The sequence below is a fragment of the Bradyrhizobium sp. 61 genome (assembly GCF_023073075.1).
Taxonomy (GTDB): Bacteria; Pseudomonadota; Alphaproteobacteria; order Rhizobiales; family Xanthobacteraceae; genus Bradyrhizobium; species Bradyrhizobium barranii.
The window spans coordinates 217,213-233,078 of the sequence record NZ_JADPIU010000075.1; the positions used below are offsets into that span (position 1 = coordinate 217,213).

At 64.5% G+C, this 15,866-nt stretch carries 17 protein-coding genes and 1 pseudogene; 11 read left to right on the forward strand and 7 right to left on the reverse strand.

All coding sequences use genetic code 11. The features are described from left to right. Window positions 1-137: 137 nt before the first annotated feature. Together IVB46_RS29470 and IVB46_RS29475 are read left to right on the forward strand one after the other, a co-directional pair. The gene (locus IVB46_RS29470) at window positions 138-1,550 is read left to right on the forward strand and encodes an FAD-binding oxidoreductase (protein ID WP_247313761.1); all 1,413 of its coding nucleotides are present in this window, start codon (window positions 138-140) and stop codon (window positions 1,548-1,550) included. 8 nt (window positions 1,551-1,558) lie between these two features. After that, window positions 1,559-2,254: a GntR family transcriptional regulator gene (locus tag IVB46_RS29475; RefSeq protein ID WP_247313763.1), complete on the forward strand. Its 696-nt coding sequence runs from the start codon at window positions 1,559-1,561 to the stop codon at window positions 2,252-2,254. A gap of 6 nt (window positions 2,255-2,260) precedes the next feature. Here IVB46_RS29475 and IVB46_RS29480 read toward each other — a convergent pair whose 3' ends face one another. Both IVB46_RS29480 and IVB46_RS29485 read right to left on the reverse strand, forming a co-directional pair. Next, entirely contained in the window at window positions 2,261-2,401 is a 141-nt protein-coding gene (locus tag IVB46_RS29480; protein WP_162131457.1) for a hypothetical protein, read from the reverse strand. A gap of 185 nt (window positions 2,402-2,586) precedes the next feature. Continuing rightward, window positions 2,587-3,525 (reverse strand): DMT family transporter, encoded by a 939-nt coding sequence (locus IVB46_RS29485; protein WP_247343997.1) that lies wholly within the window; start codon window positions 3,523-3,525, stop codon window positions 2,587-2,589. Window positions 3,526-3,581: 56 nt separating this feature from the next. Here IVB46_RS29485 and IVB46_RS29490 point away from each other — a divergent pair, with 56 nt between their 5' ends. The 4 genes from IVB46_RS29490 (at window position 3,582) to IVB46_RS29505 (ending at window position 7,458) form a co-directional block, all read left to right on the forward strand. Continuing rightward, window positions 3,582-3,776, forward strand: a complete 195-nt coding sequence (locus tag IVB46_RS29490; protein WP_247313769.1) for a hypothetical protein — start codon at window positions 3,582-3,584, stop codon at window positions 3,774-3,776. Between the two features lie 96 nt (window positions 3,777-3,872). Beyond that, window positions 3,873-5,894, forward strand: a complete 2,022-nt coding sequence (locus IVB46_RS29495) for a YgiQ family radical SAM protein (RefSeq protein ID WP_247344000.1) — start codon at window positions 3,873-3,875, stop codon at window positions 5,892-5,894. Window positions 5,895-6,289: 395 nt separating this feature from the next. Then, on the forward strand, window positions 6,290-6,748 hold the full coding sequence (locus IVB46_RS29500; RefSeq protein WP_247313775.1) for an Rrf2 family transcriptional regulator: 459 nt from the start codon (window positions 6,290-6,292) through the stop codon (window positions 6,746-6,748). After that, complete coding sequence (locus tag IVB46_RS29505) at window positions 6,745-7,458, forward strand: class I SAM-dependent methyltransferase (RefSeq protein ID WP_247313778.1); 714 nt, start codon at window positions 6,745-6,747, stop codon at window positions 7,456-7,458. The genes IVB46_RS29500 and IVB46_RS29505 overlap by 4 nt, the downstream gene beginning before the upstream one ends. A gap of 60 nt (window positions 7,459-7,518) precedes the next feature. Here IVB46_RS29505 and IVB46_RS29510 read toward each other — a convergent pair whose 3' ends face one another. The 3 genes from IVB46_RS29510 to IVB46_RS29520 all read right to left on the reverse strand — a co-directional run bounded on the left by IVB46_RS29510 (window position 7,519) and on the right by IVB46_RS29520 (window position 9,425). Next, window positions 7,519-8,652 (reverse strand): alpha/beta hydrolase, encoded by a 1,134-nt coding sequence (locus tag IVB46_RS29510; RefSeq protein WP_063979790.1) that lies wholly within the window; start codon window positions 8,650-8,652, stop codon window positions 7,519-7,521. A gap of 251 nt (window positions 8,653-8,903) precedes the next feature. Continuing rightward, window positions 8,904-9,221 carry a DUF1488 family protein gene (locus IVB46_RS29515; RefSeq protein ID WP_256468655.1) on the reverse strand — a complete coding sequence of 106 codons (318 nt, stop codon included), beginning with the start codon at window positions 9,219-9,221 and terminating at the stop codon, window positions 8,904-8,906. A 3-nt stretch (window positions 9,222-9,224) separates the two neighbouring features. Beyond that, entirely contained in the window at window positions 9,225-9,425 is a 201-nt protein-coding gene (locus IVB46_RS29520) for a hypothetical protein (protein ID WP_224580952.1), read from the reverse strand. A 331-nt stretch (window positions 9,426-9,756) separates the two neighbouring features. Between IVB46_RS29520 and IVB46_RS29525 the strand changes: the two genes are divergently transcribed. Further along, on the forward strand, window positions 9,757-10,848 hold the full coding sequence (locus IVB46_RS29525; RefSeq protein ID WP_224580953.1) for an AraC family transcriptional regulator: 1,092 nt from the start codon (window positions 9,757-9,759) through the stop codon (window positions 10,846-10,848). 78 nt (window positions 10,849-10,926) lie between these two features. On the opposite strand, the gene styB is transcribed toward IVB46_RS29525, so the two are convergent. Together styB and styA are read right to left on the reverse strand one after the other, a co-directional pair. After that, window positions 10,927-11,412 (reverse strand): styrene monooxygenase NADH-dependent flavin reductase subunit StyB, encoded by a 486-nt coding sequence (gene styB / locus IVB46_RS29530; protein WP_166104624.1) that lies wholly within the window; start codon window positions 11,410-11,412, stop codon window positions 10,927-10,929. A gap of 24 nt (window positions 11,413-11,436) precedes the next feature. Beyond that, window positions 11,437-12,687, reverse strand: a complete 1,251-nt coding sequence (gene styA / locus IVB46_RS29535; RefSeq protein WP_247313784.1) for a styrene monooxygenase subunit StyA — start codon at window positions 12,685-12,687, stop codon at window positions 11,437-11,439. Between the two features lie 107 nt (window positions 12,688-12,794). Between styA and IVB46_RS29540 the strand changes: the two genes are divergently transcribed. The 4 genes and pseudogenes from IVB46_RS29540 (at window position 12,795) to IVB46_RS29555 (ending at window position 15,861) form a co-directional block, all read left to right on the forward strand. Beyond that, entirely contained in the window at window positions 12,795-13,724 is a 930-nt protein-coding gene (locus IVB46_RS29540) for a LysR family transcriptional regulator (protein ID WP_247313786.1), read from the forward strand. 30 nt (window positions 13,725-13,754) lie between these two features. Continuing rightward, window positions 13,755-14,777 carry an LLM class flavin-dependent oxidoreductase gene (locus IVB46_RS29545; protein ID WP_247313789.1) on the forward strand — a complete coding sequence of 341 codons (1,023 nt, stop codon included), beginning with the start codon at window positions 13,755-13,757 and terminating at the stop codon, window positions 14,775-14,777. 52 nt (window positions 14,778-14,829) lie between these two features. Beyond that, window positions 14,830-15,261 (forward strand): annotated as a pseudogene (locus IVB46_RS29550) (MFS transporter); the annotation flags it as partial. 72 nt (window positions 15,262-15,333) lie between these two features. Then, complete coding sequence (locus IVB46_RS29555) at window positions 15,334-15,861, forward strand: DUF2846 domain-containing protein (RefSeq protein ID WP_247344006.1); 528 nt, start codon at window positions 15,334-15,336, stop codon at window positions 15,859-15,861. Window positions 15,862-15,866: the final 5 nt, after the last annotated feature.

A 15,866-nucleotide genomic window follows, 5' to 3' on the forward strand; every position in this document is an offset into this window, starting at 1 on the left:
TCGAACGATCTTAGGAGGCCTTCCGAGCCTTGTTTTTGCTTTACTTTTCATGTTGTACCTTACATACAAGACGGACGCAAATCCTTTCCACCATCACGGCGCGCATGAGACGCAGCCAGATTCCGAGGAGGTCTCGCATGAACGCGGTGAGCCCCATTGAGCGTCCCGATCAGTTGCTTGGCGCCTTGCGCGACAAGCTCGGCGCGGCCGCCGTGCTTGTTGGCACCGACGTGCCCGCGCGCAATTGCAACGACTGGAGCGCGAGCCTGCCGCAAACGCCGCTTGCGGTGATCCGGCCGGTCGATGCGCAAGGCGTTGCCGATGCGATTGCGACCTGCCGGCAGGCGCGGCTGCCCTTCGTGCCGCAGGGTGGATTGACCGGGCTGTGCCGCGGCGCATCGCCCGAAGCAGGCTGGGTCGCGATCTCGCTTGAGCGCATGACCGGCATCGAGGAGATCGATCGGGCGTCAATGACGATGACGGTGAAATCGGGCACGCCGCTGGAGACGATCCAGAAGGCCGCGGACGAAGCCGGTTTCTTCTTTCCGCTCGATCTCGGCTCGCGCGGCTCCTGCGCGATCGGCGGCAATCTCTCCACCAATGCCGGCGGCAATCGCGTGATCCGCTACGGCATGACGCGCGAACTGGTGCTCGGCCTGGAGGTGGTGCTGCCCGACGGCACCATCATCACCAGCCTCAACAAGCTGATGAAGAACAACGCGGGCTATGACCTCAAGCACCTCTTCATAGGCTCCGAAGGCACGCTCGGCATCATCACCCGCGTGGTGCTGCGGCTGTTCCCGAAACCGCGCTCGACCATGGCGGCGCTGTGCGCGCTGAAGGACTATACCGCGGTGATCGCCCTGCTCGATGCCGCGCGAAGCGGGCTCGGGCCGCTGCTGTCGGCATTCGAGGTGATGTGGCCGGACTATTGGGACGTGATCACGACGCGCGCCGGGGTGAAGCCACCGGTCGCCGCAGGCCACGGCCTCTACGTGCTCGTCGAGGCCCAAGGCACCGACGAGAGCCTGGATGCACCGCGTTTCCAGGCCTGGCTCGAAGAGCTGATGGAGCGCGGGCTGCTCGCAGATGCCGCCGTGGCGCAATCGCTGGCGCAGACGCAGGCGTTCTGGCGCGTGCGCGACATCTGCGCCGAGTTCGGCCAGGTGCTGGGCCCGCACATCTCCTATGACATCGGGCTTGCGGTGGCGCGAATGGACGAGTTCGTCACCCGCTGCAAGGCCGCGCTCGCCGATGGAATCAAGGGATGCGAGAGCGTCTATTACGGCCATATCGGCGACGGCAATCTGCATCTCGTGTCCTGGGTCACCGGTCTTTCCGTCGAGCAGCAGCCGAAGGAAGAGATGGACGCGATCATCTACGGCCTGGTGCGTGAACTGGGCGGCAGCGTCTCCGCCGAGCACGGCATCGGCACGCTCAAGAAGAAGTGGCTGGGCCATGCCAGGAGCGAAGCCGAGATCGCGTTGATGCGGACGCTGAAGGCCGCGCTCGATCCCGATCACCTGCTTAATCCCGGCAAGGTGATCTGAGACAGCAGATGCGATCGCTCAAGCTCGATACGCCGAAATCGCTGTCGCAGCGGGTGGTGCTGCGGCTGCGCCAGGCCATCATCGACGGCGAGTTCGCGCTTGGCGCCGCCATCTCCGAGGAGATGGTGGCGAACTCCTTCGGCGTCAGCCGCACGCCGGTGCGCGAGGCGATGGGCCAGTTGCAGGCGCAGGGCCTGGTCGTGATCCGGCCGCAGGTCGGCAGTTTCGTGTTCACGCCGAGCGCGGACGACATCACTGCGCTCTGTACCTTCCGGATCGCGCTCGAGCCCAAGGCCGCCGAGCTCGCGTTTCGTCATGATCGCGACGGCGCAATTGCGACGATGAGCGAGGCAGTCGCGGCGATGGAGCCGGCGATCGGGGCGAAGGACAACATCGCCTATGGCCGCGCCGATGCGAGCTTTCACGAAGGATTGTTCGCGCATTGCGGCAACCGCTATCTCATCGAATCCTACCAGCTCGTCTCGGGCCGCGTCGCCGCGCTGCGCACCAATCTGACGTCGCCGATCGACGTGCGCACCCGCTCGTCCTTCGACGAGCATCGCAAGCTGCTCGATTTGTTCGCGCGCGGCGAGTTCGCCGCCTTCGAAGCGCTGATGACGACGCACATCACCAATTCCGGCCTGGTCTACGCCAAGGCCTTGAAAGTGGAGGCCTTGAAAGTGGACGCGCTGAAGGTGGACTGAGCGCTTCTACCCCGCGTCCTTCGATCCCGGCCTGTCCAGAAAATCCAGCGCGGTGTTGATCTGTTCGAGCTGGTGCTCGATCTTGTCGCGATCGTCGACCGACTGCGCCTTCTCGAGCTGTTCCACAAGCTTCTGCTTCCGTGACAACAAGTTCTCTATGACCGTACTCACAAGTCCCCCATCGCCCCGAAACGTCGAGGCAAAATCCGGTTACGGCACTGGCGCCGGGATGGTCGGGGCGCGCGCGAGCATGGCTCGCACCGGTCCCTTGATCAGAATGTTCGCGGAGACGGTTGGTTCCTGCGAATGAACCACAACTCCGATCGATGGAACTATTTGCGCAGGCTCGCCCAGACCCCGCCGAGGATCAGCACACCGCCGAACAGATGGATCAGTTTTGGCGGTTCACCGAGAATCGCGAACGACAGCAGGGCGCTCGCGATCGGTCCGAGATAAAGCACGAGCGAGGTTCGGACCGAACCGAATTTGCCGCCGAGCCAGGCAAAGCCGGCATAGGCGAGCAGCCCCGGAACGATCCCGGCGAAGACGTAAGCCGACACCGCTTTCGTGCTGAAGACCTGCGCCGGCGTGGTCCACATCTCGATCAGCGCCTGCGGCAGCGAGAACAGCGCGCCGGCGCCTGCGAACAGGCTCATGCGCGCCAGCAGCGACGCCTTGGGCGCCGCGCGCGATTGCAGCAGCGTGTAGCCGGACCAGCCGAGCATCGCGATCACGACCAGGCCGTCGCCCGCTGCGGTCTCCAGTGCGAACAAGGTCTCCGGATGTCCGCCGGAGATGATGAGCAAGGCGCCGGCGAGCGCAAGCGCCGTGCCGAGCCATTGCAGCGGGCCGACATGCTCGATGCCGAGCACCGCAGAGATCATCAGCACCGTGATCGGCGATAGCGCCATGATCAACGCGATGTGGATCGCCGTCGTCGAGATGCCCGCGGCATAGACCGGACCGCCGCAGAGGAACATGCCCATGAAGCCGGCGGCGAAGATCGGCCAGATGTTCTTGCCGAGTGGCACGCGGCCGGCGCGGATTTCGGCGAACGCGATCGGCGCGAGCCCGATGGCAACGATGCTCCAGCGGAAGAAGGCGAGCGCGAAGGGCGGCACCGAGCCCGCAAGCCCGCGCGCCAGAATCTGATTTGAGGCCTGCGCGGTCGCCACCAGGATGAAGCCGATCAGCGCAACCGCACCGAGCCAGGCCTCGGTGGACGGCGCCGCGCCGGCGTCATCACCGCCGTCAGAAGTTTCCTTGCCCATGGAGCAATCGGATATCCGATGTCGGCCGCGGTGAGAACCCGGAAGACGGATCGCTCATGTGCATATGCGGCACGCGCACTGTTCCGGGCGGCGAGGCGATGCTCGCCTTGCGCAAGGTCTGGATCGAGGCGGCGCTGCTGGGCTCGACGGCGACCAATCTCCGCCTCGTCGAGGACGCCGTACGGATGGTCCGCCAGCATGGCGAGCCGGCCACGACTGCCGAGGTCCGGCAGGGGTTCGCGAACGGTTAACGCGCTCCCGCAAGCCGGTTTGCCCCTGGCGGAACCGCAAATCTTCACGCGTCCGTCGGTTGTATTCGTACGCCCGGAGTCCTATGCGTAGGCGCCATGGACACCCAGATCATCACCGCCGAAAAGCCCCTGATGGCGCAGGCGCGCCCGCGCAAGCCGGCGCCGTTCCTTCCCATGAGCCGCGCCGAGATGGACGCGCTCGGCTGGGATGCCTGCGACATCGTGCTGGTGACAGGCGATGCCTATGTCGACCATCCGAGTTTTGGCATGGCCATCATCGGCCGGCTGCTGGAGGCGCAGGGCTTTCGGGTCGGCATCATCTCCCAGCCCGACTGGCATTCGGCCGATCCGTTCAAGGCGCTGGGCAAGCCAAAGGTGTTCTTCGGCGTCACCGGCGGCAACATGGACTCCATGGTGAACCGCTACACCGCGGACCGGCGCATCCGCAGCGACGACGCCTATACGGCCGGCGGCGAAGGCGGCAAGCGGCCCGACCGCTGCACCGTCGTCTACGCGCAGCGCTGCCGCGAGGCGTTCAAGGATGTCCCGATCGTGCTCGGCGGCATCGAGGCCTCGCTGCGCCGGATCGCGCATTACGATTACTGGTCAGACAAGGTGCGCCGCTCGGTGCTGGCCGACGCCAAGGCCGACCTCTTGCTGTACGGCAATGCCGAGCGCGCCGTCGTCGAAGTGGCCAACCGTCTTGCCGCCGGCGAAGCACCGCGCGAGCTCAGCGACATCAGAGGCGTCGCGCTGTTCCGCCACGTGCCCGAAGACTATTCCGAACTGCACGCCGACGATCTCGATTCCGCCGACGAGGGCGCAACGCGCCAGAAGGGTGCGACCGTCATCCGGCTGCCGGCGCTGGAGCAAGTCGAGCAGGACAAGGAAGCCTATGCGCGCGCCTCGCGCGTGCTGCATCGTGAAAGCAATCCTGGCAATGCGCGCCCGCTGGTGCAGCGCCATGGCGATCGCGATCTCTGGCTCAACCCGCCGCCGATCCCGCTGACCAGCGACGAGATGGACGCGGTCTACGACCTGCCTTACGCGCGCGCGCCGCATCCCTCCTATGGCGAGGCAAAGATCCCCGCCTGGGACATGATCAAGTTTTCGGTGACGATCATGCGCGGCTGCTTTGGCGGCTGCACCTTCTGCTCGATCACCGAGCATGAAGGCCGCATCATCCAGAACCGTTCGGAAGGCTCGATCCTGCGCGAGATCGAAAAAATCCGCGACAAGACGCCGGGCTTCACCGGCGTGATCTCCGACATCGGCGGCCCCACCGCCAACATGTACCGGATGGCGTGCAAGGACCCGAAGGTCGAGGCCGCGTGCCGCCGGCCGTCCTGCGTCTTCCCCGAGATCTGCCCGAACCTCAACACCTCGCATGACGATCTGATCCGGCTCTATCGCAAGGTGCGCGAGACCAAGGGCATCAAGAAAGTGATGGTCGCCTCCGGCGTGCGCTACGACCTCGCGGTCGAGAGCCCCGAATACATCAAGGAGCTCGTCACCCACCACGTCGGCGGTTATCTGAAGATCGCGCCCGAACATACCGAGCGCGGCCCGCTCGACAAGATGATGAAGCCGGGCATCGGCGCCTACAACCAGTTCAAGCGAATGTTCGATGCCGCGGCCGAGCAGGCCGGCAAGAAATACTATCTGATCCCGTACTTCATCGCGGCGCATCCGGGCACGACCGACGAGGACATGATGAACCTCGCGCTCTGGCTCAAGAAGAACCGCTATCGCGCCGATCAGGTGCAGACCTTCCTGCCCTCGCCGATGGCGACCGCCACCGCGATGTACCACACCGGCGTCAATCCGCTGCGCGGCGTGCGCCGCGGCGGCAGCGACAAGGTCGAGGCGATCAAGGGCCTGCGCCAGCGCCGCCTGCACAAGGCCTTCCTGCGCTATCACGACCCCGACAATTGGCCGGTGCTGCGCGAGGCCTTGATCGAGATGGGCCGCCGCGACCTGATCGGCTCGCGTCCCGACCAGCTCGTGCCCGCGCATCAGCCCCCCGGCACCGGCAAGGCCGCCGGCACGCGCCGACCGGTTCGCCCCGGCGGCAAGACGCAGCGGTTCACGACCAAGGGTCTGCGGGTGATGAAGTAGCGGCAGAGCCGGATGAGGTCCGGTTCAGCCTGGCGCTTTCGCGCCGCCAAAACAAAAATGTCGAAAACAACCCCATGCACAGTGGCCGGCATGAGCGGGATCAATGGCTTAGGCGGTCTGCGGAGACGTTAACCCGTCGGGCAAAACAGGCGCGGGATGGCATCCTCGGCAGCGTTGGCTGAGCAGGTCCCCGACGCTCCTCCGTATCGATATCCCGAAGCTTCACACCGCGTCCCGCGCGCAAGCTTTTTTCGTGCGCGCCGTGCGGATCATGCTTCAAACGGCATCTTCCATCGATTCGAATCCAATCGACACGCCGCCCGATGAGGCGCGTTCCTCAACGCACGCACCGAAACTGGTTGACCTCGGCGCCATCATGTAACATATCAAGTTACATGAAGCGAGACAGCCGATTATCGGGGGTCCTCCACGTCCTGCTGCACATGGCGCAGCAGCCTGGCCCGTTCACGTCCGAGACCCTGGCGAAGGCCATGGACACCAACCCGGTGGTGATCCGCCGCATCATGGCGGGCCTGCGCGACCTCGGTTACGTCCGCTCCGAGAAGGGGCACGGCGGCGGCTGGACGCTGGCTTGCGATCTGTCGAAGGTGACGCTGCGCGATGTCTACACCGCGCTCGGCAGCCCCTCGATACTGGCCATGGGCAACCGGACCGAGGCGCCCGGCTGCCTGGTCGAGCAGGCCGTCAATGCCGCGCTCGATCAGGCCTTTGACGATGCAGAGGCGTTGCTGCTGTCGCGCTTTGCCGGAGTGACGCTGGCGATGCTGAGCGACGATCTGCGCAGGCGCCTGGGTGCGCGAAAGCTTCAAGGCATGAGCGCGCATCACGCGTGACCCGCTCCCCTCAGCAGGACAACATCGTGACCGACATTCAAAACGCGTTTTCCGATCCGCAAATGGTGGCGAAGTACACCGAAGGGCCGCCACGGTTCGTTCCCGGCTACAATTCGATGCTGTCCATGGCGGCGATCCTTTTGGGCGAGCGTGCACGTGAAGATGCGCGAATACTCGTTCTTGGCGCCGGCGGCGGCCTGGAGCTGAATGCCTTTGCGCAAGCGCAACCGCGCTGGACCTTTGATGGCGTGGACCCGTCCGCTGCGATGCTGAATCTCGCGAAGCAGACGCTGGGCCCGCTCGCGCCGCGCGCGCATCTGCATCAAGGCTATATCGACGATGCGCCGGAGGGGCCGTTCGACGGCGCGACGTGCCTGTTGACCCTGCATTTCGTCGATGTCGAGGAACGGCTGCGAATAGCGTCCGAAATCCGCCGCCGCCTCAAGCCCGGCGCACCGTTCGTCGCGGCCCATTTCAGCATCCCCGGCGACGACGATGAACGGCCGCTTTGGCTCTCGCGGTATTCAGCCTTTCTCGCCGCTGCCGGAGTCGAGCCCGACAAGGCGGCCGCCGCGCGAAAGGCGGTCGATGGGCAATTGAGCATCCTGGCGCCCGCGCGAGACGAAGCAATTTTGCGCGACGCAGGCTTCTCCGTCCCAACCCTGTTCTACATCGGCTTCACGTTCCGCGGCTGGGTCGCCTACGCCTGAGACGTCACGGCCTCGTCGACACGTCGCCATGAAGAAGCCAGGCAGGGCCTGCCTCTCGCGCTACTCCGCAAGCCGCGCGAGCGGGCCCGCGGCCGCCTTCTGTTCACCCAGCGCTTGGCCCTGGGCCATGCGTTGGCGGATCATTGCGACAACCGGGCCTACCTGCTCGAAAGCCCGGTCGTGGGCGTCGTCGCCGGCGACCGCCAGTTTCGTCAGGTCGTAGACGTCGATCCGGTCGCGCGCGAGCTCAGTTCGATAAGGCTCCTGGGTCGGGTCGATATCGCCCAGGCGGGCGACGTCTCCCCAGATCGTCTTCGACAGCGAGAGCGCGCCGTCGTCACGCGAGACGAACAACGAGATGGGGGGCCGCGCGCCGCTCATCCGGTTCAGTTGCGAGCGGAAGACATCGACATCCACGTCGGGTGCCACCAGCATCACATTCTTCAGCTTGCTGCGCTTCGACGCGACAGCCGGGGCGCGGATCGCCCGCGTTCGCAGTGCTTCCAGTGCGATCCAATTGCCCATCGAATGAGCCAGAAGATAAACTTCGCCGACGGCAGACGAGGCGTCGAGCGTGCTCAACAGATTGTCGAGCGCGTCACGCGAAAAATTGGCGCTTTCCCGGTCATAGGTATACGCGCGCAGCCTCAGCTCGCCGCGCGATGGCCAGGTGAAAAGCACGGGAACGACCGGCACTTTGGAGTCGTGCACGATCTGCGCGAAGCGATAGACCGCATCATCGAAGCGGTTGTTGAAGCCGTGGACGAAGACAAGCACCTTGTTGCGACCGGACTGCTTCATCGCCGCGGCGACAGACGCAGCGAAATGCGTCTTGTCGAGATAGTCGGCCGACACAGTCGTGAAATCCCGTTGGGGGTCGCCGGGCAGGCTCGCGGGCCACTGCACTTCGCCGATCTTCCGCGCGGCATCTGGCGGGATCGAGACAGTCACCTCGGCAAAGGACAGCTCGTCCGAACGGTCCCCGCTGAACATCTCACCGGGATCGACGTCGGATCGCTTGCGATTGGTGACGACGTAGATCGGGACATTTGTGTTTCCGGGGGCGACCTGCGCTGTCGGAACAAGCACGCCCTGCGACGGACGTCCTGCACAGCCGCCCAGGACTGCTGCGATCGACAAAGCCAACAAAACTGCTGGAGCACTGATGCGACTCGTCCGGACCACCGGCAACACTCACAACTGGACGCAAGAGCGCGATAACTCACCATCCGGGCAACGGAAGGGGCACCGGATATCGACCAGTCTATACCGGCTGAGCGTGCCTGGATGTCACGGCGCGGCAACACCCAGCCGGCGACAACTGCGGAACCCGGTCTTGCAGACCATGGTCGAGTGAAATGTTTAAGAGGGAGATGTCGAGCATCTCACGTGGCACAAATTGCATATGCGTTGCCGTTGCGGCGGCGGTCTTGCTTTGGCGGTCGTCAGAGCGCCTTGACGTGCTTGGAGAAGATGCGGAGCCGCTCGCGCTGCCGCCTGCCCTGCTGTTCGAAAGCGTATGATGCAAGGCGCTCGACCGCTTCGCGGAGACACCTGAATTGGGTCTCCCTTTCGTCGGGACGCGTGCCCTTCGAGCCGTGAAGGTCGTCCAGCGCGACGCTGCTTATCTCGCAGTCGACGATGCTGGCGCCATACGTCATCGTAAACAGAAACGCCATCCGCTCCGTGTCGTAGCCAAGAATCTGGCCGCGCGTCAGAAGCGCTGCGTTTTCCGCTGGGGATACTCTCGGTGGACGCGGCAATTGTCAGCCTACGGCTTCGCCGGTGTCGCACGGCGGCACCTCCGCCAGGCGGCTCGCCTGCGAAGCAAAATCGTTGAACGCTGCGACTGCGTCGCTCATGTTGTGGCATCCGCGGCTGTCGCGCGAGGCGTGAACGCGAAGATCGAACAGCTCCATCCAGAACAGGGGCGCCGCAGCTGAACCGGCTTCAAGCGTTTCGAACATGTTGATCTCGCAATCGCCAACGCGCTCAAGCGCAACCGTCCGTGGGCCATGAGCGATATGAGGAATTCCGAGCAATTTTCCGTAACTTCGCAATATCTTCACGTTTATAGGCGGCGCGCCATCGCAGCTGGACATCAAGGCCTTCGGGCTTTTTCGGGGTGGGTTCGCCCCCGAGTACAGACGACGCACCTAGGGGGACAGATCGCCGATTTAAGTCACATGACACCCGGTTTCTTGTTATCGTGAGCCAATAACTTGATTTTCTATGCCGCGATCCCGATGCGCGAGCCGAGGACTCAAGGCCGCAGCGGCAACGACGAAAGGGTTCGATGTGGCTGCTGCCCGTTCGCCCCAATTGCAAGCCATGCCCAGTGCGACCGGCGGCATCGCCCGCCTGGTGTGGGCCCGCCTGCGCGAAGCCGGCATTCAGGCGGACGGCTTGCTGTCCAAGGCCAGATTGACCCTCGAGCAGATCCAAGACCGCAAGGCGCGGCTGAGCGTTGAAAGCCAGATCAAGTTTCTGGAGCTTGGTGCCGAGGCGCTGCACGACGACGCCCTGGGATTTCACCTGGCACGGGACTTCGACCTTCGTGAGATCGGCCTGCTCTACTATGTCGCGGCCTCATCCGGGACAGTCGCTGAAGCCTTGTCAAAGACGGAGCGCTATTGCCGCCTCGCGAACGAGGGAATTTCACTGCGATTTGCCGCGAAGGACATGGCGATTGCGTTGAGCTATGTCGGCGTGGAACGGCGGTCGGATCGGCACCAGATCGAATTCTGGGTGACCTCTATCATTCGAATCAACCGCGCACTGACCAACCGCCGCGTGGTGCCAAGCCGTGTCAAAGTCGCCCATCGCCGTCGAGCGATGCCCGCGGAGGTCAGGTCGTTCCTTGGTTGCGAGATCGAGTTCGGATCAGACGTCGATGAGATCGCCTTCCCTCAGTCCGTGGGACAGATGCCCATCGAAAGTGCCGATCACCACTTGAACGATCTGCTGGTGACCTTCTGCGAGGAGGCGCTTGCACATCGGAAGCCTGGGGGAGTTTCGCTCAGATCGAGCGTCGAGAATGCCATCGCGCCACTGCTTCCCCATCGCGAGGCACGGGCTGAGGAGATCGCGCGCCGGCTCGGCATGAGCCACCGCACGTTGGCGCGGCGCCTCGCGTCGGAAGGACTGACCTTCACCGGCATTATGGACGAGCTGAAAATCGACCTCGCCAAAAGCTATTTGAAAAAGGACGAGTTGCCGATTTCGCAAACCGCCTGGCTGCTCGGCTATGGCGAAGTCAGCGCATTCACCCACGCCTTCAGGCGCTGGACCGGAATGACGCCACGACAATGGCGTGCCGCGGACGATCCCAAGCGCGCCGACAACGTCAACGATACGCCCCCTCGCGCAAAGAACGCCAGGGCAAGCTAGTCCCGGCGGTAACGCCAAAGCGCCCCGATGCAGCCAGGAAAACACCAGATCCACTCAAGCCGCGGACCGCTGCAACCCTCACCGATCCACCGGCACGCCCGGCCCGAGATGATACCGGCTCGAGAAGAACACCAGCGGCGTGGTGTCGCGATAGTCGCAGCTCGAGACTTCGGCGATGATCAGCGTGTGGTCGCTGACATCGACGTGGCGTGTGACCTCGCAGGCGAACCAGGCCATGCAGCCGGAGAGGCGCGGCAGGCCGTCGACGATGTCGTAATCCGGCGCCGCGCCGGTGTTCGGCTGGCTCGCGAAGTGCCGCGACAGGTCCCGGCCATGCTCGGGCAGGACGTTGACGCAGTAACGTCCGGTCGCCGAGATCGCGCGGTGCATGCGTCCCGGCATGACCGACACCAGCACGGTCGGCGGGGACAGGCTGACGGTGACAAAGCTGTTCGCGGTCATGCCGCAGACGCGGCCGTGCTCGTCCAGCGCGGTCAGCACCGCGACGCCGGTCGTAAAGCGCGATGCGGCCTCGCGGAACGAGGCCGGATTGGCGCGCGGCATGTCAGTCCCCACTCGCATCGGTCCTCACGCAATCGCCCTGACCGGCTCAGGCGGCGCCGACATGCGCTCGATCCAGGCCTGGATGCGCTGCGGCGTGCAGATGCGATCCCACTGCCGGTCCGGGTAGTTGAAATTCTCGGTGAACTCGTTGGCCAGCGCCGGGTTCTGGCTCATCGCGCCGATCAGCATGCCCAGCGCTTCCGTCGGCGGCTGCAGCATCACATTGGTCCAGCGCGAGGCCGCCAGCACGCGATCCTGTCGCTGCAGCTCGATCTTCTCGCACAGGCGCACGTCGAGCGCGTCGGCGTTGACGATCTCCTCGCCGAGCACGAAGGCCGCATAGGAGGCGACATTGGCGCCCTGGCCCATCATGGGATCGACGATCGCATGGACGTCGCCGAGCGCGATCGCGCATTTGCCGTCGTCGAACTCGACCACAGTGTTGCGCACCGTCGGGACCACGCCGCCTTGCAGCAGATCCTGCGGCTGCGCGAGATCGAAGCGCGCGGTGTCGATGCGGTCGTAGGTCGTCGGGTGATGCTTCTCGAGCTTGCCGAGCAGCACCTTCAAGAAGTGCTTCGGGTTGTCGTCGTAGCTGAGCGTGGCCAGTTCCTCCATGTCGCCGCCGGGCACGTTCTCCATCAGCAGCGCGTTGGCGACACCGCCGAACGTAATGGTCGGGATCACGATCATCTCGCCATGGCCTGGAGACACGGAGAGCGTGACGTTCATGGGATCGGGCTGCCGCACGCCGGTGTAAAGCCCGACGCACAGCCGCCGTTGCGGCTGCGAATAGGGCGTGTGCTCCGGCCGGTAAGTGAAGAGCTGGCCCAGCGGACCCTTGCCGGTCGAGACGACCAGGAGATCGAAACGGGCGACCAGCGGACGAATGTCGCGCTCTTCGATGCGGCGGTATTCGATCTTGCCGCCGCGGCTGACAAAATCCTGCATCAGGGCAGGAAGATAGATCCGATAGTCGACGGCGCGGCTCGGCTTCGAGAAATCGCCACGAAAACTCAGCGGCTGCGGAAAATTGAAGACGTGGTCGTGGTAGTAATAATGGTCCTTCGGATCGCTCCAGTGATTGACGCCGAGATAGTCCTCGCGCGCGATCGTCACGTGGTGATGCGCGACGGTGTTGAGCAGGCGGATGTTCTTGTATTCCTCAGGCGGTCGATCCGTGATGATCGTCGCGTCCACGCCGTGCTTCTGCAGGTAAAGCGCGAGATGCAGGCCGGCGATGCCGGCGCCGACAATTCCGATATGGCGTGCCAATTTCGTCTCCTCCCCTGTGAATGCTTGTTTTGAGGGAGCCTAGCGACCCGCCGAGTTGCACACTACGGAATAAATGGGATATAATTTATTCCGGATCGGAATGAATTATGGACCGGATCGATTGCCTGCGCGCTTTCGTTCGCGCCCTGGAGGGCGGCAGCTTCTCGGCTGCGGCCAAGGAGCTCGGGATCGGCCAGCCTGCGATCAGCAAGCGCATTGCGATGCTTGAAAGCGAATTCGGCACGCAGCTGTTCTCGCGCACGACGCGCACGCTGAAGCCGACGGCCGAAGCGCACCGGATCTACGATCTCGCGCGGCAGATCCTCGACAGCTTCGACATGGCGCGGTCGAGTGTCGAACAGGCCGCACCCCGCCCGACCGGCACGCTCCGGATCGGCGTGCCGTCGTCGTTCGGACGGCGCTACGTGATGCCCGTCATCGCCGAGTACGTTCGGAATTATCCGGAAGTGCGGGTCGACATCCGCTTCAGCGAGCGGTTCGTCAATCTGGTGGAAGAAGGCATCGAATTGGCGCTGCGCATTGGAAACCTGGAGGCGAGCACGCTGGTCGCCCGCCGGCTCGGGACCGTGCAGCGCCATCTGGTCGCGACACCCACCTATCTGCACGGCCGCCCGCTGCCGCGGACGCCTGACGATCTCAGCTTGCACCAGTGCATCGTCTACTCACGGATGTCGCCGGCGCACCAATGGGCCTTCGAATCCGAGCATGGCCGTCACGTCGCATCGATCAACGGACCCATTCACGTCGACGACGCCGATGCGATGCAGGAGGCGACGATGCAGCATCTCGGCATCGCGATCCTGCCCGAATGGAATGCCGCGGAGGGCCTTCGCAGCGGCGAGCTCGAGCATGTACTTCCGGACTACACCATCGCCGCGCTGCCCCTGCACGCGGTCTATCCGGAGACGCAATGGATGTCGCTGCGCGCGCGAAGTTTTCTGGATCTCCTGGTCGACCGCGCCGAGCATTTCGCGCCAGCCCCGTCGCATACCCGCACCGCCGGCGCAGGCGGTTGACGCCGCCCCCGCCATCATTAAATGACGCCCATGAAAAAGATCGGATTTCTGTCCTTCGGACACTGGACGCCCTCGCCGCAATCGCAGACCCGCTCCGCTGCGGACACGCTGCTGCAATCCATCGAGCTGGCCGTCGCGGCGGAACAGCTCGGCGCGGATGGCGCCTATTTCCGCGTGCATCACTTCGCGCGCCAGCTGGCCTCGCCCTTCCCGCTGCTCGCCGCCGTCGGCGCGAAGACCAGCACAATCGAGATCGGCACGGCCGTGATCGACATGCGCTACGAGAACCCGCTCTACATGATCGAGGATGCAGGCAGCGCCGATCTCATCGCCGGCGGCCGGCTCCAGCTCGGCATCAGCCGCGGCTCGCCGGAGCAGGTGATCGACGGCTGGCGCTACTTTGGTTATCGCCCGGCCGACGGCCAGAGCGATGCCGACATGGGCCGGCGCCATGCGGAGGTCTTTCTGGACCTGTTGCGCGGCGAAGGTTTTGCCGAGCCCAATCCGCAACCGATGTTTCCCAATCCGCCGGGACTGCTGCGCCTCGAACCGCATGCGGCAGGCCTGCGCGAACGGATCTGGTGGGGCGCCGGCTCGAACGCGACCGCGGTGTGGGCGGCGAAGCTCGGCATGAATCTGCAGAGCTCGACGCTGAAGAACGACGAGACCGGCGAAGCTTTTCACGTGCAGCAGGCGGCGCAGATCCGGAGCTATCGCGCCGCGTGGACGGAGGCTGGCCACGCCCGCGAGCCCCGCGTGTCCGTCAGCCGCAGCATCTTCGCACTGATGAATGATCGCGACCGCGCCTATTTCGGCGGGGAGCGCGGAGGCGAAGACCAGATCGGCTTCATCGATCCGCAAACGCGCGCGATCTTCGGCCGCTCCTATGCCGCTGAGCCGGCGGCGTTGATCGAGCAGCTCAAGCAGGACGAGGCGATTGCCGAGGCCGATACGCTGCTGCTGACGATCCCGAACCAGCTCGGTGTCGACTATTGCGCCCATGCGATCGAGGCAATCTTGAAGCACGTCGCGCCGGCGCTTGGCTGGCGGTGAGACCGTCGACCGGTTCACTGCGAAAGTCAGGCCGTCTCTTGCTGACCCTGATCTTCTCAATCTGTTCGGCACCACCCTGTCGGGCTGGCTCACCGACCGTTTCGATCCGCGCAAGCTGCTGTTCTTCTACTACGGCCTGCGCGGGCTCTCGCTGATCTACCTTCCCTACTCGGATTTCTCTTTGGTCAGCCTGTCAGTGTTCGCGGTGTTCTACGGGCTCGACTGGATCGCAACTGTGCCGCCGACTGTGCGTATCGCCAACGAAGCCTTCGGCGACAGGAATGCGCCGCTGATCTTCGGCTGGGTGGTCGCCGGCCATCAGCTCGGCGCCGCCTGCGCCGCCTTCTTCGCCGGCATGATGCGCTCGACACAGGGTGATTATCTGCAGGCCTTCATGATCGCGGGCGCAACGGGCATCGTCGCAGCCATGCTGTCGCTGATGATCGGCCGGCGGCCGGTGCAGCCGGCGCTCGCCACGGCGTGAGGGTGCGCGGATCGTCCGGAGGAGGCTCCAATGCGTTGACGCGATCTGCCGTGGCTCGACTTGAGGTCGCGATTGACTTCGCCCACTACCCTGACAATGATGCCGCCGGGGATTTGGAATCTATCAGGGGCGAAAATGCGTGGTGGTTGTCTGGGGGCTTTTGTCGTGGCTACGTTGCTTGCGGGGTGCGCATCGGGGCCGCTGGGCGGCGCGGCGCTGAGTGACAACGTCAAGTCGAATACTGCACGCTTGGTGGTCTATCGCACGTCGGCCCTGGGATTTGCTGTCCAGCCCAACTATGCCGTCGATGGACGCGTGATTGGCGGCAGTCAAGCCGCGGGGTTCGTGGCGTGCGATCTGCCTCCGGGCCGCCACGAGGTTGCCGTCAACAATTTGCCGCTGAGCAGCAATCTGTTCGGGCAGGGAAGCGAGAAGGTGAGCCTCGATCTGCGCGCCGGCAGCACGACCGATCTCTCCGCCCAGCCGCAGATGGGAATTGTGACACCCGGCGCGATCACGCTAATCCAGGTCACGGAAAGCCAGGGCCGCGCCGACGTCGCCAGCTTGCATCAGAGCAACGGCTCATGTGGCAGGGCCTGATTCGA

Excerpts from the sequence above, each read along its gene's own strand:
- IVB46_RS29475 (WP_247313763.1), top strand. The coding sequence starts at position 1,559 with ATGCGATCGCTCAAGCTCGATACGCCGAAATCGCTGTCGCAGCGGGTG.
- IVB46_RS29540 (WP_247313786.1), top strand. The coding sequence starts at position 12,795 with ATGGACCGGATCGATTGCCTGCGCGCTTTCGTTCGCGCCCTGGAGGGC.
- IVB46_RS29495 (WP_247344000.1), top strand. The coding sequence starts at position 3,873 with ATGGACACCCAGATCATCACCGCCGAAAAGCCCCTGATGGCGCAGGCG.
- IVB46_RS29485 (WP_247343997.1), bottom strand. The coding sequence starts at position 3,525 with ATGGGCAAGGAAACTTCTGACGGCGGTGATGACGCCGGCGCGGCGCCG.
- IVB46_RS29520 (WP_224580952.1), bottom strand. The coding sequence starts at position 9,425 with ATGTTCGAAACGCTTGAAGCCGGTTCAGCTGCGGCGCCCCTGTTCTGG.
- IVB46_RS29500 (WP_247313775.1), top strand. The coding sequence starts at position 6,290 with ATGAAGCGAGACAGCCGATTATCGGGGGTCCTCCACGTCCTGCTGCAC.
- IVB46_RS29545 (WP_247313789.1), top strand. The coding sequence starts at position 13,755 with ATGAAAAAGATCGGATTTCTGTCCTTCGGACACTGGACGCCCTCGCCG.
- styB (WP_166104624.1), bottom strand. The coding sequence starts at position 11,412 with ATGCCGCGCGCCAATCCGGCCTCGTTCCGCGAGGCCGCATCGCGCTTT.
- IVB46_RS29490 (WP_247313769.1), top strand. The coding sequence starts at position 3,582 with ATGTGCATATGCGGCACGCGCACTGTTCCGGGCGGCGAGGCGATGCTC.
- IVB46_RS29470 (WP_247313761.1), top strand. The coding sequence starts at position 138 with ATGAACGCGGTGAGCCCCATTGAGCGTCCCGATCAGTTGCTTGGCGCC.